Source organism: Cognatundibacterium oligocarboniphilum (assembly GCF_013377855.1).
Taxonomy (GTDB): domain Bacteria; phylum Pseudomonadota; class Gammaproteobacteria; order Burkholderiales; family Burkholderiaceae_D; genus Undibacterium; species Undibacterium oligocarboniphilum.
This window is the reverse complement of record NZ_JABXYJ010000002.1, coordinates 483,343-505,892: the sequence shown is the minus strand read 5'-3', so window position 1 is coordinate 505,892 and position 22,550 is coordinate 483,343. Positions and strand designations below refer to the sequence as shown.

21 protein-coding genes are annotated in these 22,550 nt (G+C 54.4%); 15 read left to right on the top strand and 6 right to left on the bottom strand.

Going from position 1 to position 22,550, the window contains the following annotated elements:
* The first annotated feature begins 290 nt into the window (after positions 1 to 290).
* From HV832_RS05320 to HV832_RS05280, 9 genes are all read left to right on the top strand, one after another.
* Positions 291 to 1,241, top strand: a complete 951-nt coding sequence (locus tag HV832_RS05320) for a glucosamine kinase nucleotide-binding domain-containing protein (RefSeq protein ID WP_223827144.1) — start codon at positions 291 to 293, stop codon at positions 1,239 to 1,241.
* A 96-nt stretch (positions 1,242 to 1,337) separates the two neighbouring features.
* Positions 1,338 to 2,072, top strand: coding sequence for a GntR family transcriptional regulator (locus tag HV832_RS05315; RefSeq protein ID WP_176802492.1), 735 nt, complete (start codon positions 1,338 to 1,340; stop codon positions 2,070 to 2,072).
* Entirely contained in the window at positions 2,069 to 3,202 is a 1,134-nt protein-coding gene (gene nagA, locus HV832_RS05310; protein WP_176802491.1) for an N-acetylglucosamine-6-phosphate deacetylase, read from the top strand. Before HV832_RS05315 ends, nagA begins: the two co-directional genes overlap by 4 nt.
* Positions 3,195 to 4,205: an SIS domain-containing protein gene (locus HV832_RS05305; RefSeq protein ID WP_176802537.1), complete on the top strand. Its 1,011-nt coding sequence runs from the start codon at positions 3,195 to 3,197 to the stop codon at positions 4,203 to 4,205. The genes nagA and HV832_RS05305 overlap by 8 nt, the downstream gene beginning before the upstream one ends.
* A 196-nt stretch (positions 4,206 to 4,401) precedes the next feature.
* Complete coding sequence (locus HV832_RS05300) at positions 4,402 to 5,706, top strand: ABC transporter substrate-binding protein (protein ID WP_223827143.1); 1,305 nt, start codon at positions 4,402 to 4,404, stop codon at positions 5,704 to 5,706.
* Positions 5,703 to 6,626, top strand: a complete 924-nt coding sequence (locus tag HV832_RS05295) for a carbohydrate ABC transporter permease (protein WP_317889295.1) — start codon at positions 5,703 to 5,705, stop codon at positions 6,624 to 6,626. The genes HV832_RS05300 and HV832_RS05295 overlap by 4 nt, the downstream gene beginning before the upstream one ends.
* Complete coding sequence (locus HV832_RS05290) at positions 6,626 to 7,501, top strand: carbohydrate ABC transporter permease (protein ID WP_176802490.1); 876 nt, start codon at positions 6,626 to 6,628, stop codon at positions 7,499 to 7,501. Before HV832_RS05295 ends, HV832_RS05290 begins: the two co-directional genes overlap by 1 nt.
* Positions 7,498 to 9,033: a beta-N-acetylhexosaminidase gene (gene nagZ, locus HV832_RS05285; protein ID WP_223827142.1), complete on the top strand. Its 1,536-nt coding sequence runs from the start codon at positions 7,498 to 7,500 to the stop codon at positions 9,031 to 9,033. Before HV832_RS05290 ends, nagZ begins: the two co-directional genes overlap by 4 nt.
* 12 nt (positions 9,034 to 9,045) lie before the next feature.
* A complete protein-coding gene (locus HV832_RS05280; RefSeq protein ID WP_176802489.1) occupies positions 9,046 to 10,176 on the top strand; it encodes an ABC transporter ATP-binding protein in 1,131 nt (376 codons plus the stop codon).
* Between the two features lie 165 nt (positions 10,177 to 10,341).
* Here the strand turns inward: HV832_RS05280 and HV832_RS05275 are convergent, their stop codons facing one another.
* Entirely contained in the window at positions 10,342 to 11,667 is a 1,326-nt protein-coding gene (locus HV832_RS05275; protein WP_176802488.1) for an MFS transporter, read from the bottom strand.
* 395 nt (positions 11,668 to 12,062) lie between these two features.
* On the opposite strand from HV832_RS05275, the gene HV832_RS05270 reads away from it, so the two are divergent.
* Entirely contained in the window at positions 12,063 to 12,302 is a 240-nt protein-coding gene (locus HV832_RS05270) for a hypothetical protein (RefSeq protein WP_176802487.1), read from the top strand.
* On the opposite strand, the gene HV832_RS05265 is transcribed toward HV832_RS05270, so the two are convergent.
* The 5 genes from HV832_RS05265 to xseA all read right to left on the bottom strand — a co-directional run bounded on the left by HV832_RS05265 (position 12,293) and on the right by xseA (position 18,964).
* Positions 12,293 to 12,604, bottom strand: a complete 312-nt coding sequence (locus tag HV832_RS05265) for a hypothetical protein (RefSeq protein WP_176802486.1) — start codon at positions 12,602 to 12,604, stop codon at positions 12,293 to 12,295. The two genes, HV832_RS05270 and HV832_RS05265, sit on opposite strands and share 10 nt — an antisense overlap.
* A 255-nt stretch (positions 12,605 to 12,859) precedes the next feature.
* Positions 12,860 to 15,529: a S9 family peptidase gene (locus HV832_RS05260; protein WP_176802485.1), complete on the bottom strand. Its 2,670-nt coding sequence runs from the start codon at positions 15,527 to 15,529 to the stop codon at positions 12,860 to 12,862.
* A 286-nt stretch (positions 15,530 to 15,815) separates the two neighbouring features.
* Positions 15,816 to 16,688 (bottom strand): DMT family transporter, encoded by an 873-nt coding sequence (locus HV832_RS05255; RefSeq protein WP_223827141.1) that lies wholly within the window; start codon positions 16,686 to 16,688, stop codon positions 15,816 to 15,818.
* A 226-nt stretch (positions 16,689 to 16,914) separates the two neighbouring features.
* The gene (gene sodB, locus HV832_RS05250) at positions 16,915 to 17,493 is read right to left on the bottom strand and encodes a superoxide dismutase [Fe] (RefSeq protein WP_176802483.1); all 579 of its coding nucleotides are present in this window, start codon (positions 17,491 to 17,493) and stop codon (positions 16,915 to 16,917) included.
* 100 nt (positions 17,494 to 17,593) lie between these two features.
* Positions 17,594 to 18,964 carry an exodeoxyribonuclease VII large subunit gene (xseA, locus tag HV832_RS05245; protein WP_176802533.1) on the bottom strand — a complete coding sequence of 457 codons (1,371 nt, stop codon included), beginning with the start codon at positions 18,962 to 18,964 and terminating at the stop codon, positions 17,594 to 17,596.
* A gap of 716 nt (positions 18,965 to 19,680) precedes the next feature.
* Between xseA and HV832_RS05240 the strand changes: the two genes are divergently transcribed.
* The 5 genes from HV832_RS05240 to HV832_RS05220 all read left to right on the top strand — a co-directional run bounded on the left by HV832_RS05240 (position 19,681) and on the right by HV832_RS05220 (position 22,535).
* The gene (locus tag HV832_RS05240) at positions 19,681 to 19,929 is read left to right on the top strand and encodes a hypothetical protein (protein ID WP_176802482.1); all 249 of its coding nucleotides are present in this window, start codon (positions 19,681 to 19,683) and stop codon (positions 19,927 to 19,929) included.
* 202 nt (positions 19,930 to 20,131) lie between these two features.
* Positions 20,132 to 20,737, top strand: coding sequence for a MotA/TolQ/ExbB proton channel family protein (locus HV832_RS05235; RefSeq protein ID WP_176802481.1), 606 nt, complete (start codon positions 20,132 to 20,134; stop codon positions 20,735 to 20,737).
* A 5-nt stretch (positions 20,738 to 20,742) separates the two neighbouring features.
* On the top strand, positions 20,743 to 21,192 hold the full coding sequence (locus tag HV832_RS05230; protein WP_176802480.1) for an ExbD/TolR family protein: 450 nt from the start codon (positions 20,743 to 20,745) through the stop codon (positions 21,190 to 21,192).
* A gap of 133 nt (positions 21,193 to 21,325) precedes the next feature.
* Entirely contained in the window at positions 21,326 to 22,369 is a 1,044-nt protein-coding gene (gene lpxK, locus HV832_RS05225) for a tetraacyldisaccharide 4'-kinase (RefSeq protein WP_176802479.1), read from the top strand.
* A complete protein-coding gene (locus tag HV832_RS05220; RefSeq protein WP_176802478.1) occupies positions 22,350 to 22,535 on the top strand; it encodes a Trm112 family protein in 186 nt (61 codons plus the stop codon). The genes lpxK and HV832_RS05220 overlap by 20 nt, the downstream gene beginning before the upstream one ends.
* Positions 22,536 to 22,550: the final 15 nt, after the last annotated feature.

Genomic DNA, 22,550 nt, shown 5'->3' with positions numbered 1-22,550 from the left:
TGGTGGGTAATGAGCAGTTCTTGAAGTGAAGCGGTCAGGCAATCAGCAACGGAAATGCGCGGCAATGGTTTCGTGCGGTGTCAGCCGCGCTGACAAATCGATGCTGACATAGGAAGCGCGGAAACGGCTCCGAGGAAAGAGGTATGTAAGCTGTGGATAAAATCAATTAATACCACTTAAATACCTATTGACAGCCACTATAAAAAAACTTTACAGTGGCATGGTGACAGTCTAACAGAATTCTGTTCAGCCAACGGAGTGCGCTCTGTTCGCCGGGCATGGCGTAGGAAATGAGTAAGAAACTGATGGCACAAGGAAATTCATCATTATCTGTTGATCCCGGAATTGCGGCCGCTGGTGCAGTCTGCACCTATCTGATCGGCGTTGACGGCGGTGGTACTGGCACCAGAGTGGTGTTGGCAAATGCGGATGGCGTATTGCTGTCGCGTGGAGCCGGTGGCCCATCTGGTCTGGTTCATGGGCGGCAACGCGCTTGGGAGGCAATCCTGGCGGCGACCCGGGAAGCATTTGAACAAGCCGGACTGGTTATGCCTGCCTTGTCGCAGATTGCCATGGGCTGTGGCCTGGCCGGGATCAATAATGCGCAGTGGGCAGCAGAATTTACGGTCTGCAATCCGGGCGTGGCGGCGCTGGCAGCTGAGACCGATGCTTATACTACGCTGCTGGGTGCGCACCGAGGTCAGCCGGGCGTTGTTATCGCGCTGGGAACGGGTAGTGTGGGCGAGGTGTTGCAGCCGGATGGTCAGCGGCGCGAAGTCGGCGGCTGGGGTTTCCCGGTCAGCGACGAGGCCAGCGGTGCCTGGCTGGGCATGCGCGCAGCGAATCATCTGCAGCGGGCGCTGGATGGCCGCACTGCACCGGACACCTTGTCAGCCGCTGTGTTGCAACATTGCGGCGGCGATAAAGATGCCGTGTTCGCCTGGCTCGGTCAGGCCAATCAGACGCGCTATGCCGAACTGGCGCCGCTGGTGCTGGCGGCGACAGGCAGTTCGGCAGCGGCGTCACGCATTTTGCAGGATGCGGGTCTGGAAGTGCAGGCAATGGCCGATGCGCTCGATCCGCAACACCAGTTACCGCTGGCATTATGCGGTGGACTGGCTGCGGCGCTGAAACCTTATCTGCCGGCAGACTTGCAGGCGAGGGCGCAAGCGCCGCTGGGCGATTCTGCAGAGGGCGCGCTGATCCTGATTCAGCGCAGAGTGCAGCTCGGCAGGCAGTAGCCGCGGTCACGCAGCACAATCAGTAAGACAGGCATCAGGACGTACAGAGTCATTACAAGCAGCAATCAGCAGTCATAACACCGAAGAGAGACAAATATGCTGGCACAACTGATCGATTTCAAACCGGATAGCGAAAGCGCCACGCCCTTGTATCTGCAACTGGCGAACAAGCTGGCGAATGGCATTCACAGCGGCCTGTGGCAGCCGGATGAGGCACTGCCGTCAGAACGTATGCTGTCCGAAACGCTGGAGATTTCACGGGTGACAGCGCGCAAAGCGATTGACATGCTGTGCGAGCGCGGGCTGCTGACGCGCAAACATGGTTCAGGTACGTACATCACGCCGAAGCTGGAGCAACCTTTATCGCGTCTGACCAACTTCAGTGAAGAATTGCGCCAGCGCGGTTTCGTACCGGGGTCGCGCTGGATTTCACGCGAAACAGGCATTGCGTCGCCGGAAGAAATTTTATCGCTGGGTCTGTCACCGAATACCGTGGTGTCCCGGCTCAAACGTTTACGGACTGCGGACAATGTCGTGATGGCGATTGAAAGCACCACGATTCCGGCAATGTATATGCCGAACCCGAAACTGGTCACCGACAGTCTGTACGGCTATCTGGAGTCGCATAATGTGATGCCGACCCGCGCCTTGCAACATATCCGTGCGGTGAATGCGACCGTCGAGCAGGCGCGGCTGGCCGATATCAAACAGGGTGCGGCGATGCTGTTCATCACCCGTGTCGGTTATCTGCCCAACGGCAGTGCGATTGAGTTATCGCATTCCTATTGCCGCAGTGATTATTATGATTTTGTGGCGGAGTTGTTCAGATGAGTTTGCAACAGCAATTGCACGGACAGGTACTGACGCCGGATGGCTGGGTGCATGGGCAGATTCGTTTTGATCAGACCAGCGGCCGCATTGATGCGATTGCTTCTGAGACCGGAGACGCAAGAGATACCGCAGGATCAGAATATTACATCCTGCCCGGATTTGTCGATCTGCACGTACACGGCGCGGGCGGTAAAGACACGATGGAAGCCGGTGATGCAGTGCAGGTGATCGCACGCGAACATGCACGGCACGGCACGACCAGTCTGCTGGCGACCACCATGACTGCACCGATGGCGGATATCGAGGTTGCTTTGCGTGCGATACAGCCGGTGATTGCGCAGCGCCCGTCCGGTACGGCGCGTGTGCTGGGCGTGCATCTGGAAGGGCCGTATATCAATCCTGGCAAGCTCGGCGCGCAGCCGGATTTTGCCGGTCTGGGCTCACTGCAACAGGTGCAGCATCTGCATGCGATTGCGCCGATCCGGCTGATCACGGTCGCGCCGGAAATGCCCGGACATCTGGATCTGGTGCGCGAACTGGCGGCAACCGGCATGCAGGTGCAGATTGGTCACACCCTCGGTACCTATGAAGAAGGCGTGGCGGCGTTGGAAAACGGCGCCAAAGGGTTCACGCATTTGTACAACGCCATGTCGCGCCTCGATCACCGTGCACCCGGCATGGTGGGCGCAGCGCTGGCGCATGCACAGTTTTCAGAAATTATTCCCGATCTGCTGCATGTACATCCCGGTGCCATCAGAGCGGCGATGCGGGCGATTCCGCACTTGTATTGCGTGACGGATTCGACCGCCGCGTCCGGCATGCCGGACGGACAATACATGCTGGGTCGTCAGGTGGTGCATAAGTGTCTGGGGGGCGTGCGTCTGGAAGACGGCACGCTGGCCGGCAGCACGCTGACGATGGATCAGGCTTTACGTAATCTGGTCAGTATCGGACTCAGTCTGGAAGAGGCTTCGAAACGGGTTTCTACTTACGCTGCAGATTATCTTGGATTAACCGAACGTGGCCGCCTGAGCGCGGGTGCGTTTGCCGATCTCGTTGTGCTCGACCGTCAGCTCAACCTCATTGCTGTGTATGTAGAAGGAGAAAAGATTGACCTCGCAAATGCTTAAAGAAGCCTGCGCTTCATCCGAATGCGTCGCCGAACAACTGACGCAGGAGCGTGACCGTTATGCCGGTCTGGGTGCGCACCTGCGCGACCATCCGCCATCTGCCGTGCTGACAGTCGCACGTGGCAGCTCGGATCACGCAGCCAACTATGCGGCGTATCTGATCATGGCGCGTCTGGGTCGTATCGTCGCTTCATTGCCGATGTCGCTGGTGACCTTGAACAAGGCACCCTTGCTGGCCAAGGATGCGCTGGCGGTGGCGATTTCGCAATCGGGTCAAAGCCCGGATGTGGTGGAGCCTATTTCGTATTTTCGCGCTGGTGGTGCCACCACGGTCGCGCTGGTCAACGATGCCACGTCGCCGTTAGCGCATGCTGCCGAATGGACCATGCCTTTGCATGCGGGGCCAGAACTGAGTGTGGCGGCCACCAAGAGTTTCATCACCTCGCTGGTGGCGGGTGCGCGTCTGGCAGGTCATTGGCAAAATGATGCTGCATTTCTGAATGCCATCGATCAATTGCCGGAAGACCTGCACGCAGCAACACAGCTCGACTGGTCGGCGGCACTCGACGTGCTGGTGCCGGCACAACGCATCATGATAGTCGGACGCGGCATCAGCTTTCCGGTGGCACTGGAATCAGCATTGAAATTCAAAGAGACTTCCGTGATTCAGGCTGAAGCGTTCAGTGGTGCCGAGATCAAGCACGGCCCGATGGCCTTGATTCATGATGGCTATCCGCTGTTGATTTTCGCGACCCGCGGGCCGGCGCAGGAATGCCTGATCAAATTGGCGGAAGAAATGCGCGGACGTGGCGCCAATGTGTTGCTGGCAGCACCGGACAATATCCGCGAACGCAATCTGACATTGCCAGTTGCTGGCACGCCGGATCTCGATCCGATTGCCGCGATACAGGCGTTTTATGTGATGGCGGCACAACTCTCGGTCGCACGCGGATTGAACCCAGATCAGCCGCGTCATCTGAGTAAAGTGACCAAAACAAATTGAGTCAATCAGAACAGTCGCAGATCGTCTCACCTATTTTTTAAAAACATTGTATTTATATACTCCCCTCCAGTATTTTAAAAGGTGCATTAAATATATGGACATCAAGGCGTTTTTTAAAAAAAATCGGGGGAGTATATTAAAAATACGATGTCGTGGCCGTTTTCCGGCACTGACAGCAGGGTGGCGATCAAACGTTTTGCAATTCGCTTTCACCGATCGGCTGCTTGGTCTGGGGTTCAGCCTTGCATTGAGTTTGACGCTCTCGCTGACCCTTGTTTCACCAGCGCATGCAGTCCAGAAAATCGAATTCTGGACCATGAGTTTAAAGCCCAAATTCATTCCGTATTTTCAGCAACTGGTGACGCGTTATGAAGCGATGCATCCGGACGTGAAACTGGTCTGGGTCGATTTTCCGTGGGACATTCTGCAACTCAAATTAATCACTGCCATCGCTGCCGGCAAGCCACCTGCATTGGTCAATCTCAGCGTTCCCTGGGCGGAAGAAATGGCGCGCGATGGTTTGCTGGAACCGGTTGATGCTTATCTGGCGGCACCCGGCAAGCCAGTGGATTACACCGATGCCGCGCTGGCTGATCTGCGCTTCAACGGAAAAATCTACGGTTTTCCACATTATAGTAACGTCAATGTGATCGCTTATAACCGCACGATGTTAGCGACAGCAGGTATCACTAAAGCACCGCTGAATATGGATCAGTTGCTAGGGCAGGCGGTGATGATTGCCACCCGCACCGGCAAGCCCGGCTATGCGCCGGCGCTCGGCAAGATCGACGGCTTTTTGATGCAGCAGGGGCTGCAGCTGATCCGTGATGGCAAGGCAGTGTTTAACTCTCCGGCGCATGTGGCATTGATCCGCAAGCTGGCCGCCACGTATAAAGCCAATGGATTTTTAAAGGACAAACTATTCGCAGAGGATAATTTTCCTGCCGTAGTCGATGCTTATCTGGGCGGCCGGTTGGGGATGATGGTCAGCGCGCCGACCGCGATCCGCCGCATACAAACTGATGCGCCGGATATTTATGCGCAGACCGGAATTTTTCCAATGCCTGCGGGGCCAACCGGCATCAATGATGGTGGCTGGATGTTTCATTTTGCGATTCCCAAAGGCGTGAAAGCGGCAGAGTTACCCGCTATTACCGAATTTGCGCGTTACCTGACGGGGGATGCGAATCAACTGGCATTCGCACAGATGGCTGGTGTGATGCCGACCACGCGGCAGGCATTGGCACATCCGTATTTCCGCCAGTTACCAGCAGTATCAGTCGGTGCTGGTGCCGCAGAGCAGGCGCTGATGGTGGCGGCACATTCCATGAATTCGGCACGCAGCCTGTATGTGTCGGGCATCGATGATTATGATGAATTACGCCGGTTTCTGGTGCAGGCGGTGGAAGCGGGTGTCACCGGGCGGCGCGATATCCAGCAGGCACTCGATGAAGCGGTGCAGATCTGGAACCGCAAACTGGCGAAAGGAAAAAGATCGTGATTTTCCCTTTCATTACCCGCTTGTCCCTGCCATTTTCCTTTGTATTTTGTCGCGTCCGTTCATTGCCATCCAGCTGGCTGGCGTATCTGTTTCTGATGCCGGCGCTGTTGCTGCTGGCCGCATTTTCTTTCTGGCCGGTGCTGTACGGCTCCTACCTCAGTTTCACCAACTTCAGTCTGATGCGTGCCACGCATTGGGTCGGGTTGGACAATTACCGCGCCCTGCTGGACAACGCGATGTTTCTGACTGGCCTGCGCAACTCGTTATTGTTTTTGCTGGTGGTGCCAATCACGCAGCTGGCCGCGATTGCGCTGGCGGTGCTGGTCAATCATCAGTTGCCAGCCATGCGCTGGTTTCGCGCCGCGTATTACGTGCCGGTGGTGACCACGGCGTCGGTGGTCGGCATCATGTGGGGTTTCATGTTTCATGAACAGGGCACGCTGAATTATGTGCTGCTGCAACTGCATCTGATCGCTGCGCCGCTGGGCTGGCTGTCGGATGACGCGCTGGCGTTGTTTGCGATCATGTTTGTATCGTTTTGGCGTGGGCTGGGCTGGTATATGGTGATGTATCTGGCTGCCTTGCAGGCGTTACCTGCGGAAATGCAGGAAGCCGCGATTCTCGACGGCGCCAGCCGCTGGCAGCGTTTCTGGCGCATCACCGTGCCGATGCTGTATCCGACCATCGTGGTGTGCAGCATCATGTCGGTACTGGCGGCGTTAAAGGCGTATCAGGAAGTCGATGTGCTGACGCAGGGTGGGCCGATGAATTCTACGTTCACTGCGCTGTACTATGCCTACGATCAGGGGCTGAAACATCTGAAACTACCGCGCGGTCTGGCTGCCAGTTTCGTGGTGTCTTTGAGCTGTATGCTGATCGCGGTGTTCTGCCTGCGTTACCTGAAACCGGGGAGGCGTTAATGAACAAGGTATCTATTCACCAATTTCGCCGCGTTGCTGCGCAATTATCGCGCTCTTTGTTACGCTGTCTGTCGCGCTATTTACCGCACTATCTGTTACTGTCAGTGATCGCCTTGCTGTGTATTTTTCCATTCTGGTGGACGCTGGTGACAGCGCTGTCAACGCGCGGCAATCTGTTTGAATTTCCGCCATCGTTCTGGCCGCATGGCGTGTCGCTGGAGAATTTTGCCGAAGTATTCCGCGTTATTCCTATCGTCGCATTTTATAAAAATTCGCTACTGATTACTGCTGCCACCGTCATCGGCAAATTGGTGATTTGCTCGCTGGCGGCATACCCGCTGTCGCGGATGCAATTTCGTGGCAGCAAGCTGGTGTTGGGGATGATTCTGGCGACCATGATCCTGCCGTCGGAAGTCAATTTTCTGGTGAACTTCATCAGTATCACGAAGCTCGGGTTGGTCGATACCTACACCGGTGTGGTGCTGCCGAATCTGGTGACGGCGGTGTCGATACTTTTATTGAAACAGGCGTTTGACGAAGTGCCGCAGGATCTGCTCGATGCTGCGCGGGTCGATGGTGCCGGCGAATGGATAATTTTTGTGCACATCGTTTTGCCACTGATCATGCCGTGGCTCGCCACCGTCGGTATCCTGACTGCTGTAGATGCCTGGAATGAATATATCTGGCCTTCTATTGTGATCGCCAAACCGGAAGATTTTCCTTTGTCGGCAGGTGTGCTTTATCTGCGAGGCACCTATGGCAGCAGCACCCGTGTGATTGCTGCCGGCACAATTCTGACAGTCGCGCCAATATTGGTCGCCTTTTTATTTACCCAGCGCTTTTTCATGCGCGGTATGGATGGAGCAGTGAAATGACACAACAAAGACAAGAGATACAAGAGGCAATCCCGGCAATATCGATTGAAGAGGCTCGCCGTCTGGCAGGGCAACTGGTGATGATACGCATGCCCATTACCCGCCTGGATGCAGAGTCGGCAGCGTATCTGAAGCAACATCATATCCGCGCTATTTGTCTGTTTCGCGGCAACATGAGCGATGAGCTGCAACTGAAAAAACTGACTGCCGATCTGCGTGCAGTCATGGGACCGGAAGCATTGATTGCGATTGACCAGGAAGGTGGCGCGGTGGTGCGTTCGACCTGGGTGCCGCAACCGCCAGCCGCCATGTCGCTTGGCGCCAGCAATGATCCCGAGCTGTGTTATCAGGTCGGCGCAGCGGTGGCGCGTGGCGTCAAAGCGCTGGGCTTTAACTGGAATTTTGCACCGGTGCTGGATTTGAATAATAACGTCGATAATCCGGTGATTTCTGAGCGCTCTTTCGGTTCCGATCCGCAGCGAGCCAGCGCACTGGCGCTGGCGTGGATGGATGGCAGTTTGTCGGAAGGTGTCGCCTGCTGCGTCAAGCATTTCCCGGGACATGGCGACACCAACGTCGATTCCCATCGCGACCTGCCGACCGTCGATAAAACAAGGGAACAATTGCAGGCGCTGGAGCTGGTACCGTTCCAGATCGCAGTCAGCCGCAATGCACCGGCGATAATGACGGCGCATATTGTGTATCCGGCGCTGGATGCTGACAATCCCGCCACCATGTCCAAAGCCATTCTTACCGATCTGCTGCGTGAGCAATGGCAATATCAGGGCGTGGTGATCACCGATGGCATGGACATGCATGCGATTGCCGGCCGTTATGGCGTCGGCAATGCAGCGGTCAAAGCGTTGCTGGCGGGTGCCGATATGGTCATGGCACTTGGCACGACCGAGACGCAGCTCGAAACGCTGGACGCACTGACGGCCGTGATCGCCAGCGGACAGATTTCCCGCACTGAAGTGGCGCAGCGTCTGGCGCGTGTACAACAACTGACGGCGACGTATCCCTGTCAGTCATCGGCGTATCAGACCGAGCTGGCAGACCGCATCCTGATGTCTTCCGCCTGGAAGCGCGGGCTGACAACCAGCGGCAATCCATTGCCGCCTGCCAGAGACAGTAAGGTCAGACTGGTGATCAGCGCCGATGTGGTCAGCGATGGTGTGTCGGAAGCCGGCATTCCGGCGGCAAAAGTCAGCGCCATGCTCGCCAGTTTGTACGACCTTGATACCGTGACGTTTGATAACGCGAATACCTTTGAATGGCATAGCCTGCCGCAGGATGGACGTTTTGTGATACTGGCATCGACGGTGCGCATCCGTTACAGCCAGCACATACGCGACAGCTGGAAACCCGATTTGCATCTGGTGCTGTGGAACCCGTTCCAGATGCTCGACATTCAGGCACCGGCGCTCATGACCTATGGCTTTGCACCACCGGCAATCGACGCTGCGCGTGCCTGGCTGGCGGGTGAAATCACGGCTGATGGCCAGATTCCGGTCTCCGGTTTTTCAGTATAAAAGGCAGTAGCGATGGCAGAAGTGCATTTGCAAAAGCTGAGCAAATCGTATGGTGGCAATACGGTGTTGCAGGACATCAACCTGCATATCCGCGATGGCGAATTCATGGTGTTTGTCGGACCTTCGGGCTGCGGTAAATCCACGCTGCTGCGCATGATTGCCGGACTCGAAGAGATCAGCAGCGGCGAGTTGCTGATCGGTGGCAAACGTGCGAACGATACCCCTCCTGCACAACGTGGTCTGGCGATGGTGTTCCAGTCGTATGCGCTGTATCCGCACATGACAGTCTTCGACAATATGGCGTTTGCACTGAGTTTGTCCAGATTACCCAAGCCCGCCATTCGCCGTGCCGTTGAACAGGCCGCTGCTTCATTACAGATCACGCATCTGCTGGATCGCAAACCGAAAGACTTATCCGGTGGTCAGCGTCAGCGGGTAGCGATCGGCCGTGCGATTGTGCGCCAGCCAGAATTGTTTTTGTTTGATGAGCCGCTGTCCAATCTGGATGCCAGCCTGCGGGTGCAGACCAGGATTGAACTGAGCCGCCTGCATAAGGAACTCGGTTCCACCATGATTTACGTGACTCATGACCAGGTGGAAGCAATGACGCTGGGACAGCGGATTGCGGTATTTCACGGCGGTCGTATTGAGCAGGTCGGTACGCCGATGGAACTGTATCACCAGCCGGCGAATCAGTTTGTTGCCGGTTTTCTCGGGTCTCCGGCGATGAATATGCTGGCAGTCACTGTGCTGTCATCGCAAGAGCAAAGCTTGCGCGTCAGCCTGCCGGGCGGCGCTGAATTGCGTTTTCCATTTAAGCTGCCTTCTGCGCAGCCGGGTCAGCAGCTGACGCTGGGTGTGCGTCCGGAACACTGGCAATCTGCACGGGCCGGCACAGGCGATCAGGGCAGTGCGCAATGCAGTCCGGAAATCACGGTGGAGCTGGCTTTTTCTGAGCAGCTCGGTGACTGCAATCTGCTGTATGTCAGTCTGCCGGGCCAAGGCCAGCTTTATGCAGTGAAAACTGCGGCAGATGTCCTGCCACCGGTGCGCGGCAGCTTGATAGCGCTGCGTTTTGATTTACGTCATTGTCATCTGTTTGATGCGCAGGGCAGGGCAGTGCCAAGCAATTTACCTGTCTGAAACGCCGGCAGCAAACCTGGAAAATACCGGCATGCAGAGCTGCTGTCTGTGCATGGCATGACCGGTCAGATGGTGTAATGCGGCAGTCTGGTGATGTTTCTGTCCGGGGATTGCCCCGGTGCGTGTAAGACGGGCATTCTGTGTCCTGCCATCACCGGCTAAGTGTTATGCCTGCGATACGTAGTCGGCTTCGGTCTTGATCTGCGCTTTTTCTTCCTGCATGGCCTCACCTGCCTGATCCGGAATCCGGACAAAGCGGGTCATCACCAGCACCGGAACGGCGCAGGCCAGCACCCAGATGAAAAAGTGCTGATAGCCCAGCGCCATCTGGATATCACCGCTGATCATTTTAAAAAAAACAAATCCCAGCTGCATGACGCCTGTTCCCAGCGCATAGTGAGCAGTCTGGTATTTGCCGACGGCCACGACCTGCATGATGAACAGAATCAGGCCGACAAAGCCGAAGCCGTAACCGAACATTTCAACACTCAGCGCTGTGGCAATCACCGCCATCTGCTCAGGGAGTTGTGCGCTGAGGAAAAAGAACACAAAATTCGGTACATTCATTGCCACAATCAGCCACGGCAGCGCACGGCGCAGACCGAGCCAGGAAGTGAAATAGCCTCCCAGCACACTGCCAGCCAGAAAGGCGACCGTACCTGCCGTGCCATACACGATACCGACCTGATCGGTACTCAGCCCGAGTCCGCCGAGTTCGCGTGCATCCCGCAGAAACAGCGGGCCGATGGTTTGAATCTGACCTTCACCGGCACGGAACAGGATGATGAAGGTGATGGCCAGCCAGATGCCGGGTTTGCGGAAAAAATCGATGATCACACTGAGCAGCGTACTGAATACGCTGCGCATGGATGCCTTAGTTGACGTATTCTTTGTCCCCGGCAACGCCCAGCTATGATAAATCCCGAGCAGGCTCAGCATGATGCCGAGCAGGCCGAAAATAATCATCCATGCATGATTGGCGCTCATCTGTTTTTCCAGATGACCCGCCAGAATCACCAGTCCACCCAGCGAAATAAATTTGGCGGCGTTGAAAAAAGCACCCTGCCAGCCAGCGTAAGCCGCTTGCTGCTTGTGACTCAGCGTCGCGATATACAGCCCGTCGGCAGCAATGTCATGTGTTGCCGACGCGATTGCCACAATCGCCAGCAAAGCAATGCTGACCGCAAAATACATCGGTAATTGTAATGACAACGCAACCAGGATCAGGCTGACGCCGCCGATACACTGAAACAGCACGACGATCAGCTTCTTGCTGCTGGCGGCTTCCAGAAACGGACTCCACAGGCTTTTAAAAACCCAGGCCAGCCCGATCAGGCCAGTCCAGCGGGCGATCTGATCGTTGGGTACACCCAGACTTTTATACATCAGCCCGGCAACCAGTGCGACCGCATAAAACGGCAGGCCTTCCGCCAGATACAGGGTAGGCACCCAGCGCATAGGGTGAGAGGAAGCAGTTTTGTTGGTCGTCATGTTGCGGTTCCGTCATGTTTGGATATGTCCTGCGGCCTTATGTCTGATGGTTGGCGCAGTGATTACAGCTATGACAGAACATACTAGGCTGAATTGGGATGGTCAACTGGTTTTATATTTACAATGCCACTTAAGTGCCAGTAATATGCGCTATTGATACTGCACAGAATGCGATAATGTCTGAGAAGCTTTATTGCGTCATGATTTTGCAGTATTTTTAACAAACTGAGATTGTTGTTGATCGGCTGTTGTATTCCCGAAAAATATTGTATTCATACCTGACTGGTATGGTTGTCTGCCGCGCGCCGGTGCCGGTCTGATTACCGGCTTTCAGATCTGGATATCCGTGACTTTCCTGCTATCGGCCGTAATGCGATCGCCGCTTATGCGGGATTATGGCATGTCTGCTGGTGCTGACAGGCTGGGGGGCGCAGCTGTACCAGCTGGTTTTTATTCCTTATCTGGTGCCGGTATTGGGCGATGCCTGGAGTTCTGCAGCGTTCGCGGCAAGTCTGACAGCGGTGTTCGGCGTGCTGACCTGGTGGATGGCGCGCAAAAACTGGCGCATCGTGATCCGACTCTGCCTGAGCAGCAGTAACTGCGGCCAGGGCAGGTTGCGGAACATTTATTCGTGATATCCGATGCGGTCACGCCGTACCGCATACGGCCTCGCCTGCGGCGGATGGTTCTCCTGAAACGGAGACGCCGGACCGCGGCTGATCAGCCCGGCAAAGACGCGGAATGCAAACAGGGCGATGAACAGAGTAATGATCAAAGGAATCAGACTCAGCATGATCATCAACGCCAGCAGGATCAGCGCAATCCGCGGCAATGGCGTCCGCAGCGAGGCGAGCGCCGCACGCGAAGCGAATTGCCGGAATTCCTGACTGAGCTGCCGCCATACGGAGTACATATATTGTCTAAACGGATGTTTCATCTCTGTTCCTTTCTCTGGGTTGGCGATCTGCCGTTGCAGAAGCAGGCCTCGTCACAGACCAGTCGCGATTATGGCAAGCCGGCAGTCAGATTGCCACGGTAAAAAATCAACAAAAATGCCGGAAAAAATAATCAACAGTCCCGCAGACAGTATTCATGCGGAGCTGTTTCAACAAGGAACGAATGCGTCAATTCATTGATTAATTTATCCATTGATCCATCACCTGACCGGTGAATCGATCGTCCTGTCAATACTTCACTGGCTCGCTGCAGGCAACGCCGTTCCGAGGTGCTGCAGGAAAAAACGTTCGTATTTTTTATGCCAGGCTTTCGCCTTGATGGCGCCACCTAACGCATGTTCGCCGTCCGGGTCGAGAAATAGATCGACCAGCTGTTCCTTGCCGTTTTCGAGCAGCGCGCGGTACACATTGACCGTGTCCTGATACAGCACGTTTGGATCCTGCATACCATGCACCAGCAGCAGAGGTTTTTTCAATCCGGCAGTCAGCGGCAGCAGGGAATACTGGCGCAGAGTTGGTTTGCTGCGCTCGGTTTTACCGATGGTGCGGCCACTGTACCAGCTATTGTAATTTTCCCATTCGGTCGGACCTGCTCCGGCAATCCCGGCAGCAAATGTGTCCGGACTGGTGTACATGGTGTATTGCGTCTGGAAGCCGCCAAAACTCCATCCGGTCAGGCCGATGCGCTTACCATCCACACCCAGATGTTGCTGCAGGTATTTCGTCAGGTCTTCCAGATCTTCGGTCTGTGGTTTGCCAGCCTGTTCCCAGTTGGCATCACTAAATTTGCGGCCATAGTTGGAATGCCCGCGCGGGTCCACTGCGACCGTCACATAGCCGTGTTTCGCCGCCATGTACATGCCGAACAGATAGGCAGTCGGCTGAAAACTGTCTGTCTCCACGATATGGCGGTCGTTCAGCGGACCGCCGTAGGTGTAGACAATCGCAGGGCGCTGATCGCTGATCTGCCAGTGGAACGGTTTGAATACATACGCCTGAATCTGATCGCCGTGACGGTTGGTGAAGCTGAAGCGTTCAGGGCGCAACAGGTCAATGCTGTTCCATTGCGGATCATGGCTGTTGGTCAGCGTCTGAGTTTTACCGGTGTTAACATCCATGATTTTCAATTCCGGACGGCTGGACCACTGACCTGCAACGCTGGCCACTTTTTCGCCATTGTCGGCGGCATCGCTCTGGCGGTGAAAATCGCCTGCGGCACCCAGCGCTTTCATATCGCCGCTGGCAAGGTCTGCTTTAAAGATATTCATTGCAGCAAAGTCCCCTTTGTTTGCCAACACAAACATGGCCTTGCTGTCCGGTGTGAAGCCCACGATATGATGGGCTTCAAAGTCGCCTTTCAGTATCGCCCTGGCGCTACTGTTTTCTGTATTGATGACATAGGGCTGGCGATAGCCCTGTTCATCGAGTACGGCGATCAGTTGTTTGCTGTCCGGCGTGAATTGCGGATCGACGACATTCACGACCTCATGGCCGACGTTGCCGCGGCGCTCGAAAACCATTTTAGGTTTCTCTCCTTCTGCTGCATGACCGACATAGATACGCAGCAGATTCTTTTCGCGCTCCCAGGTAGAAAATGTGTAGCGACTGCTGTCTTTTGCCCAGCTGATCTTGCTCATCTCAAACCAGATATCGCCGCCATCGTTTGTGAATACCGGTTGCGGCTGGCGGGTGTTAGCGTCAGAGATATGCCGGATATACAGTGCCGTTGCGGGAATCTTACGTTTATCATCTGAGACTTCACGCGGTACTTTTTTGGCGGTAGCAAAACGCTCGTTGTAATTCATGATTTCAACCTGGCGCTCGGAAGACGGATTCGGCTTGCCTGTATCCGGATTCACATCCGGCACGGCGGCAGAGATCGCCATCCACTGTTTATCCTCGCTCAGTACGGTGTCGGTAATACTGTATTTTTTATCGGCATCGTCAGGATGAATCAGTTCCGGATTGAGTTGACGAATGACGCTGGAATTAAAACTGACGCTGTACAGCCGTTTGTCATCCATGTACAGATAACCTTGATCGTTTGCCTGATAAGCGACGATGCGTTCCGGTGTGCCAGTGCGGGTCAGGCGTTCAATTTTGCCATTAGCTGCCTGCAGGCGGAACAGGTCGCCACGATACTGGAAGATCAGTTCATTCTTCTTGTTCGCCCAGACCAGTTGATCGACTCCCGGATACAGATCACCGGGTTTGAGTTTGTTTTTGGCGATTTTCTTTTTCAATTCATCGCGCAATTCCCATAAGGCTTTGGGCTTGTCACTATCGGCCTGATTGTCTTTTTTGCCTTCAGCCGGTTTGTCCGCGGCCTTGCCGGCAGCGGCTTGTTCCCTGGCTGCTTCGGCATCTGCTTCTGCTTTTTTGGCAGCGTCTTTCGCTTTTTTTTCTGCCAGTTCTTTTTTGACTTCTTCCAGGGCGGCAGTTTCCCATTGCATCAGATCGACCTGTTCACCGCGCAGATATGCCGCCTGCGCTTCGGCTTTGGCCTGACGCTCTGCATCTTCCTGTTCACGCTGTTGGAATTTTTTATCGAACCGGTCCCACGCTTCCGGCGCATCAAATGCCTTCATCACGGCAGGCGACGTAATACGTTTGGTTTCGCCAGTCAGTGTGTCATGGAGATATAAATCGGATCCGGTCTCACTAAACGGATTCCAGACATACGCCAGATAGCGCGCATCATGGCTGAAGTGAATCAGGCGGGCAGATTGCCCTGCATACGATTTTGCACGGAACACCTGCTCCAGAGTGAGATCGGCAGGACTGATTCTGGCCGGGGCAGCTGTAAGAGAAACCGGTAAAGTGGCATGGGCTGCTTGTGGTAGCAGCATATTACCCAGCGCGGAGCATGCGAATGTCACGCTGAGTGCGAGAATTTTAGGGGACATGGTAAGTACCTGTATTCTTCGTGGAGTCAATGAATGGATCATAAAATACGCTGCAGGCATCCGGTAACGGAATAGTGGATGAACAAGTCAGCACAAGCTGGGCAGCACAGGGTGGTGCGCTATAGTTTTCCATGAATGTCTGGAAAACAGCAGAAATAGACAGGATTGTGGACAGTGAAGTTCCTGACCGGGGTAATAATTTCAACAGGACTGTCGGTGCAATAAAAAACGCTGATCACTGACTGAGATCAGCGTTATGAGGCGATGGTTGAAACGAAAAGACGTTTCAGCGTGCAGGCCGCACCACCAGTGCCACGCCTGCCAGTGCGATCGCCATGCCTGCTGCTGCCGTTGCGGTGAATTTTTCACCGAACATCAGCCATGCCATCCCAGCGGTGACTGCCGGAACCAGGTACATGTAACTGGTGACTTTGGTTGCCTCGCCATGCCGGATCAGGATGTAGAGGACCGAGATGCCGACTCCGGACAAGACAAATATCGACCATGCCAGCGCAGCGAAAAACTGTGGAGTCCATTGCACGGTCTGGGTTTCCAGCAGCAGTGCAAACGGTAGCGTCACCAGTAGTGAGGCGCCAAACTGAATGACCTGGCCGGTACGGACATCGAAAGAGGGACAGGTTTTTTTCTGATACAGCGTGCCTGTGGTCATGGCCAGCAATGCCATGGTGGCGAGCCCCACGCTGACTGGCGATAAGCTGACGACGGAGATTTTATTCGCAACCACCAGCCCCACGCCCATGATGCCAAATGCCAGCCCCAGCCATTGCTTGCCGCGGATGCGCTCGCCGATCAGCGGCCCCATGACGGCAGTCAGAATCGGTTGGGTGTTGGCGATCAGTGCCGCCAGTCCGGCGGGCATACCGAGCTTGACGGCACACCAGATACCGCCCAGATACATCGCTTGCATCAGGATACCGGCAACCGCAATCTGCGGCCAGGCAGAACGTACCGGCCATGGGGCACGCATGATGACGGCAAGCGTCAGCATGAATAGGATGACGCCAAGATAGCGCATGCAGAGGAAGGTCAGTGGTTCTGCATAAGGCAGACCGTATTTGGCGACCACATAGCCGGAAGCCCAGATGAAAATGAAGATGCCCGGCAGCGAGCGCAGCAGCAGTGAAGATTGGGATTGCATGATTTTCTTGTCCCTTTGATGGCCTGAATTCATCATGCCGGAAGCAGATTCGCAAAGACGGGATATTGGCGAAAAAGTACCGGCAGACGTTCAGTGTTATACGATGAAGCCTGATTTTATCTTCGCATAAACCGGTGGGCCGATAGATGAAAAAAAAACCTGCGCAGTCAAAACATGCGCAGGTTTTTTTCATGTGTACCGGCCGGACGACCGGAACAACGATCAATTATGCCAGGTTGGCGGCAGCAAAATCCCAGTTCACCAATGCCCAGAATGCTTCCAGATATTTAGGACGTGCATTGCGATAGTCGATGTAGTAAGCGTGTTCCCACAGATCGCAGGTCAGTAGTGGCTTGTCGGTCGTGGTCAGCGGTGTAGCCGCATTGGATGTGTTGACGATGTCCAGTGTGCCGTCGGCTTTTTTCACCAGCCAGGTCCAGGAGGAACCGAAGTTGCCAACGCAGGACTTGGTGAAGGCTTCCTTGAATGCGTCGAATGAGCCCCATTTTGCATTGATTGCATTTGCCAGTGTGCCGGTCGGTGCGCCGCCGCCGTGAGGTTTCAGGCCATTCCAGTAGAAAGTATGGTTCCAGATTTGCGCTGCATTGTTAAAGACGCCGCCGGAAGATTTCTTAACGATTTCTTCCAGTGTGGCGTTTTCAAATTCAGTGCCTTTGATCAGGTTGTTCAGATTCGTGACGTAAGTCTGGTGATGCTTGCCGTAGTGGTATTCCAGGGTTTCCTGGGAAATATGCGGAGCCAGGGCGTCCAGTGCATAGGGCAATGCCGGTAAGGTATGTTCCATGTTGCGTCCTTTAATTGTCGTCAGTGGTTTCCGTCTGTACAACGGGGAAAACCTGCATTGTAAGCGTTTGTGCAAAAGCTTGCAGCGTCAGGGCAGGAATTTATTTTGTGTCTGGAAGGCTTTGCTGCACGCTGCCTATCGTAATGTCGGCAGTTCCTCTTGCGAGCCTGACCGTCAGTATTGCGGCTGGTTGCAGCTCGCTGGCCGAGCGCAGGGAATGCCCTTTGCGGTCGCTCAAAATGGCATAGCCGCGTTCCAGCGTACGTTGCGGGTTCAGTAATTCCAGTTGTGTCTGCAAAGCCGTTAAATGCTGTTGCCGGGAACCGGACATTTGTCGTTGTGCCTGTTGCAGACGGCGCTGCCATTCGTCCAGCCGCAGGTGTGCGGCGGCTGTCTGCGGACGATGGGTCGTGAACTGATTTTGCAGATAGTGCAGCCTTTGCATTGCCCGTTGCAGCGGCAGTGCTGCATTCAGACGCAGACGTTGTGCCAGATGTTGCAATTGCTGATGACGCAGCGCGAGTGTGGCTGATGGGCTCAGCAAGCGCCGACCCAGCCAATCCAGATTCTGCTGTTGTTCCTGCACATGGCGGCGCATGGCGCGCTGCATCAGTTGTTGTTGTGCAAGGAGTTGCGCCATCCAGTCACTGCGCGGCGTTGCCGCCAGTTCGGCGGCGGCGGTGGGGGTCGGCGCGCGCAGATCGGCGGCGAAATCGGCGATGGTGAAGTCGGTTTCGTGCCCGATGCCGGTAATTACCGGAACCGGGCAATGGGCGATCGTGCGGGCCAGGGTTTCGTCATTGAAAGCCCAGAGGTCTTCCATGCTGCCACCACCGCGGCATAGCAGCAGGACATCGCATTCGGCTCGCGCAGCGGCAGTCGCCACAGCCTGCGCGATTTTTGCCGCAGCACTTTCTCCCTGAACCGGTGTCGGGTACAGAATCACCTGCACATGCGGAGCCCGCCGCTGCAGCGTCGTCAGGATGTCGCGCAAAGCCGCTGCCTGCGGGCTGGTCACGATGCCGATTGTGCGCGGAAAGGGCGGCAGCGGACGTTTACGCGCCGGATCAAACAAACCCTCTTGCGCGAGCTGCGCCTTCAGGCGCAGGAAAGCTTCATACAGATTGCCGATACCTGCACGCCGGATGGCTTCGACACTTAACTGGTAATCGCCGCGGGGAGCGTATAAGGAAACCAGCGCCCGGACTTCCACCTTGTCGCCCTCGCGGGGCTGGAAGTCGGCATATTGTGCGCGTCCGCGAAACATCACGGCCCTGACCTGAGCGGCTTCATCTTTCAGTGTGAAATACCAATGCCCCGAAGCGGCGCGGGTAAAGTTGGATATTTCGCCAGAAACCCATGTCAGCGGTATATGACGTTCCAATAACTGAGCAACCGTCTTGTTCAGCGCCGAAACACTGATGACAGAAGGCGTGGTTATTGGGTCTGGTGCAGAAAATTCAGTATTCATCACGGCTGGCATCGGAAAAGCTGTCCACAGAAGCGCTGGTTCAGCATCAGGACGGTACTCTGCCATATTCTTGTCCGGGAAATGCAAATTTTTTCAGTAAGTTGTTGATTTTCATTATAAAAGCATTTGCAAGTTACTTGTGCAATATGAAAATTTCCTTACAAATCAAGGGCATTACTCAGTGATACAGTGTTTGTACACAAACTTATCCACAGAAAAGGTGCATAAGCTGTGAGTATCTTCTTTTACTGGGCTGGCAGGTATGCCCGATGTTTAGCATGTTCTTTCTGATGATTTTTTGAGCACGATCTGAATTGTGAATGAAATCAATTGCTTACCGGAATTTTTTTTGCTTTTGCACAATGTTGTCCACAAAAAATGTGCAGAAAACACCTGAAATCCACAAGAAAATTCCTTCAGATTACTGATCCGCCGGTTTTACTGCCTTTCGGATGGGGTGCCTAAAAAACAGGCGGCGATGATTTTTTATTTAAAATCAATGATTTAATATGGTTTTCATGTGCTTTTCACAAACTTGTCCACAAAAAATGTGCAAAAACATACCAGATCCACCTGCCGGATCGGAATTGGCGGCTTTCCGGAGTAGAGATAAGGTATTTTGTGAACGGATTGCAAGTATGCTTATTTTTTAAGCGGGAAATTTTTATCAATATAAATCAAATACTTGAGATTTTTTTGAGGAATTTTACACATACTTGTCCACACAAAATGTGCAGAATCAAGGACTTATTCAAACAGGAACCGGGGCTGCCCGGATTTTCAGCAAAAACACGGGAAAACGATTTGTTGCCTATTTTGTTTGCACAAGGATAATTATTTTTGAAATCAGTGACTTAATAAGTTTTTTCGCTTTTGTTCACACGCTTGTCCACAAAAAGTGTGCAAAAGAAGACGAGCTAATTCCGGTTTGGCATATGGTTTGTGCAATAAAAATTCCTGCCTAATTCTTGGGCGAATCATAAAAAATCTATAATTTCAAAGACTTGGGAGCTATTCACGGGCTTATCCACAAGCTTGCGCACAGATTTTGTGTAAAACGGGGGGTGAATGCTGAAAGAAACATATTTTCTGCGCCATGCTCTTGCCGGTATGCCTGCAAAGCGCTACATTGCGGGGTTGGATTTCTGAACCTATAAGGAGTGCGCTTTGTTCGCCATCATTCAGGCTGCCGGCTGGCCCATTTATCTGTTGCTGATTGCTTCTGTCATTGCCCTGACACTGATTATTGAGCGCAGTTTTTCTCTGCGCAGAAATAAAATTTTGCCTGCTACCTTACTGGATGAGGTGATCCGCGTTTATCAGGCCGGCAAGGTCAAGCCGGAAGTGATCGATCAGCTCGCTGGCAATTCCCCGCTGGGACAGGTACTGGCTGCTGGCTTGCGCAATGCTGCGGCACCGCGTGAAGTCATGAAGGAGTCGATTGAAGAGGCGGGTGCCGGTGTGGCGCATGAACTGGAGCGCTTTCTGACGACGCTCGGAACGATTGCTTCGCTCGCGCCTCTGATGGGGCTGTTTGGTACGGTGGTCGGCATGATTGAGATTTTTGGTTCTCAGACTGCCAGTGGCGCGAATCCGGCACAATTAGCACATGGCATCTCGGTGGCGCTGTACAACACCGGATTCGGCCTGCTGATTGCGATGCCGACGCTGGTGGCTTACCGCCATTTCCGGGCGCTGGTTGACAGTCTGGTGGTCGATATGGAGCAGAAGGCTGTTAAATTTGTGGATGTTGTACACAGTGCCAGAAAGTAATTTCCATGAATTTTCGTAAAGGCCAGAGCAGGGAAGAGCCGGAAATCAACCTGATTCCGTTCATTGACGTATTGCTGGTGATCCTGATTTTCCTGATGGTGACCACGACCTACAGCCGGTTCACTGAATTGCAGATCACGCTGCCGACGGCAGATGCTGAAAAAGCGCAGGAAAAACCGAATCAGATTGAGATCGGCATTGATGCACAGGGTCGTTACAAGATCAATAACCAGGCGGTCTCGTTCCTGGATACCGCAACCCTTGCAGATGACCTGCGGCGTACGGTCAGTGCCATGAATGGCGTTAACGGCGGCGGCCAGCCGGATCCTGTCATCATCATCAACGCAGATCGTGCTGCCACGCATCAATCGGTGATCGATGTACTGGAGGCTGCGCGTATTGCCGGGCTGGCGAAAGTCACTTTTGCGGCACAGGCGGCAAACCGTTCCAGATAAGCCAAATGACAGCCTTTGCCGGCGATGTGCGGGCTCGCCGTGGTCTGTTTCCAGGTGGATACGGGCATCGGCAAGCCTGGATGATAAACACCGGGGAGGATACGCTCCCCGGTTTTTTTAAGGATGGCTGACAATGCGCATCTGGCTGGAAAACAGCTTGCTAAGGGCGTGGCAGAAACGGGGCCTGCTGGCATATTTACTGCGCCCCTTGTCTTTATTGTTTCAATGGATCGTCGCATTCCGTTTCGGATTGTTTGTCATGGGCTACAAGGCCCAGACCCGCTTACCGGTACCGGTCATCGTGGTTGGAAATATTTACATCGGGGGAACCGGTAAAACACCTCTGGTAATCTGGCTGGTGCAGCAGTTACAGGCAGCCGGGCGGCACCCGGGCGTGATTTCCCGCGGCTATGGTGCAAAGGCCGATACAGTGCTGCTGCTTGATGCAGATTCGGATGCGGGAACTGCCGGTGACGAGCCGGTATTGATTGCGCAGCGTACTTCTGTGCCGGTTGCCGTCGGGCGGGACCGGGTAGCCGCAGCCCGGGCATTGCTGCAGGCTTTTCCGGATACGGATGTGTTGATTGCTGATGATGGTTTGCAGCATTATTTTCTGGCACGGGATATTGAAATCATGCTGTTTGACCAGCGTGGTGCGGGAAATGGCTGGATGTTGCCTGCTGGCCCTTTGCGCGAGCCTTTGACGCGACGGCGTGATTTCACGGTGGTGAATGCGCCGGAACAGATTGCGCTGACGCAGATTCCGGGCGTACCGGCAGCAGCCGTGCGGATGCAGCTGATTGCGCAGGATGCCTATCAGCTTATGCAGCCACAACGGCGCCAGGCTTTATCTGCGATGAAAAATTCCCGGATGATTGCCGCCGCCGGGATCGGTAATCCGCAGCGGTTTTTCATGATGTTGCAAGCAGCCGGCTTACAGTGTGAAGAAATGCCGCTGGCAGATCATCAGCATTTTCACAGCGATATTTTTGCCGGACGCAATGCTGATTGCATTCTGATCACTGAAAAGGATGCAGTAAAATGTCGCCAGATTCCAGCTTTGCAAACGGATACCCGGATCTGGGTGGTGCCTGTTGAGGCGCAGCTTGATCCCGGTTTTGCGGCTGATTTATTACCTATGATTGCGGAGAAAAAGCATGGACGCACGTCTGCTTGATATTTTGGTTTGCCCTTTGTGTAAAGGTCCACTGGTTTATAACAAAAATGCACAGGAGCTGATCTGTTATGGCGACAAGCTGGCATTCCCGGTACGGGATGATATTCCGATCATGTGGGCAGATCAGGCGCGCGCGCTGACCGCAGAAGAAATTGAAGCACGCTGAAAATACTTTCAACCC

Excerpts from the sequence above, each read along its gene's own strand:
- HV832_RS05320 (WP_223827144.1), top strand. The coding sequence starts at position 291 with ATGAGTAAGAAACTGATGGCACAAGGAAATTCATCATTATCTGTTGAT.
- HV832_RS05315 (WP_176802492.1), top strand. The coding sequence starts at position 1,338 with ATGCTGGCACAACTGATCGATTTCAAACCGGATAGCGAAAGCGCCACG.
- nagA (WP_176802491.1), top strand. The coding sequence starts at position 2,069 with ATGAGTTTGCAACAGCAATTGCACGGACAGGTACTGACGCCGGATGGC.
- HV832_RS05305 (WP_176802537.1), top strand. The coding sequence starts at position 3,195 with ATGCTTAAAGAAGCCTGCGCTTCATCCGAATGCGTCGCCGAACAACTG.
- HV832_RS05290 (WP_176802490.1), top strand. The coding sequence starts at position 6,626 with ATGAACAAGGTATCTATTCACCAATTTCGCCGCGTTGCTGCGCAATTA.
- nagZ (WP_223827142.1), top strand. The coding sequence starts at position 7,498 with ATGACACAACAAAGACAAGAGATACAAGAGGCAATCCCGGCAATATCG.
- HV832_RS05280 (WP_176802489.1), top strand. The coding sequence starts at position 9,046 with ATGGCAGAAGTGCATTTGCAAAAGCTGAGCAAATCGTATGGTGGCAAT.
- HV832_RS05275 (WP_176802488.1), bottom strand. The coding sequence starts at position 11,667 with ATGACGACCAACAAAACTGCTTCCTCTCACCCTATGCGCTGGGTGCCT.
- HV832_RS05270 (WP_176802487.1), top strand. The coding sequence starts at position 12,063 with ATGGCATGTCTGCTGGTGCTGACAGGCTGGGGGGCGCAGCTGTACCAG.
- HV832_RS05265 (WP_176802486.1), bottom strand. The coding sequence starts at position 12,604 with ATGAAACATCCGTTTAGACAATATATGTACTCCGTATGGCGGCAGCTC.
- HV832_RS05260 (WP_176802485.1), bottom strand. The coding sequence starts at position 15,529 with ATGTCCCCTAAAATTCTCGCACTCAGCGTGACATTCGCATGCTCCGCG.
- HV832_RS05255 (WP_223827141.1), bottom strand. The coding sequence starts at position 16,688 with ATGCAATCCCAATCTTCACTGCTGCTGCGCTCGCTGCCGGGCATCTTC.
- sodB (WP_176802483.1), bottom strand. The coding sequence starts at position 17,493 with ATGGAACATACCTTACCGGCATTGCCCTATGCACTGGACGCCCTGGCT.
- xseA (WP_176802533.1), bottom strand. The coding sequence starts at position 18,964 with ATGAATACTGAATTTTCTGCACCAGACCCAATAACCACGCCTTCTGTC.
- HV832_RS05230 (WP_176802480.1), top strand. The coding sequence starts at position 20,743 with ATGAATTTTCGTAAAGGCCAGAGCAGGGAAGAGCCGGAAATCAACCTG.
- lpxK (WP_176802479.1), top strand. The coding sequence starts at position 21,326 with ATGCGCATCTGGCTGGAAAACAGCTTGCTAAGGGCGTGGCAGAAACGG.
- HV832_RS05220 (WP_176802478.1), top strand. The coding sequence starts at position 22,350 with ATGGACGCACGTCTGCTTGATATTTTGGTTTGCCCTTTGTGTAAAGGT.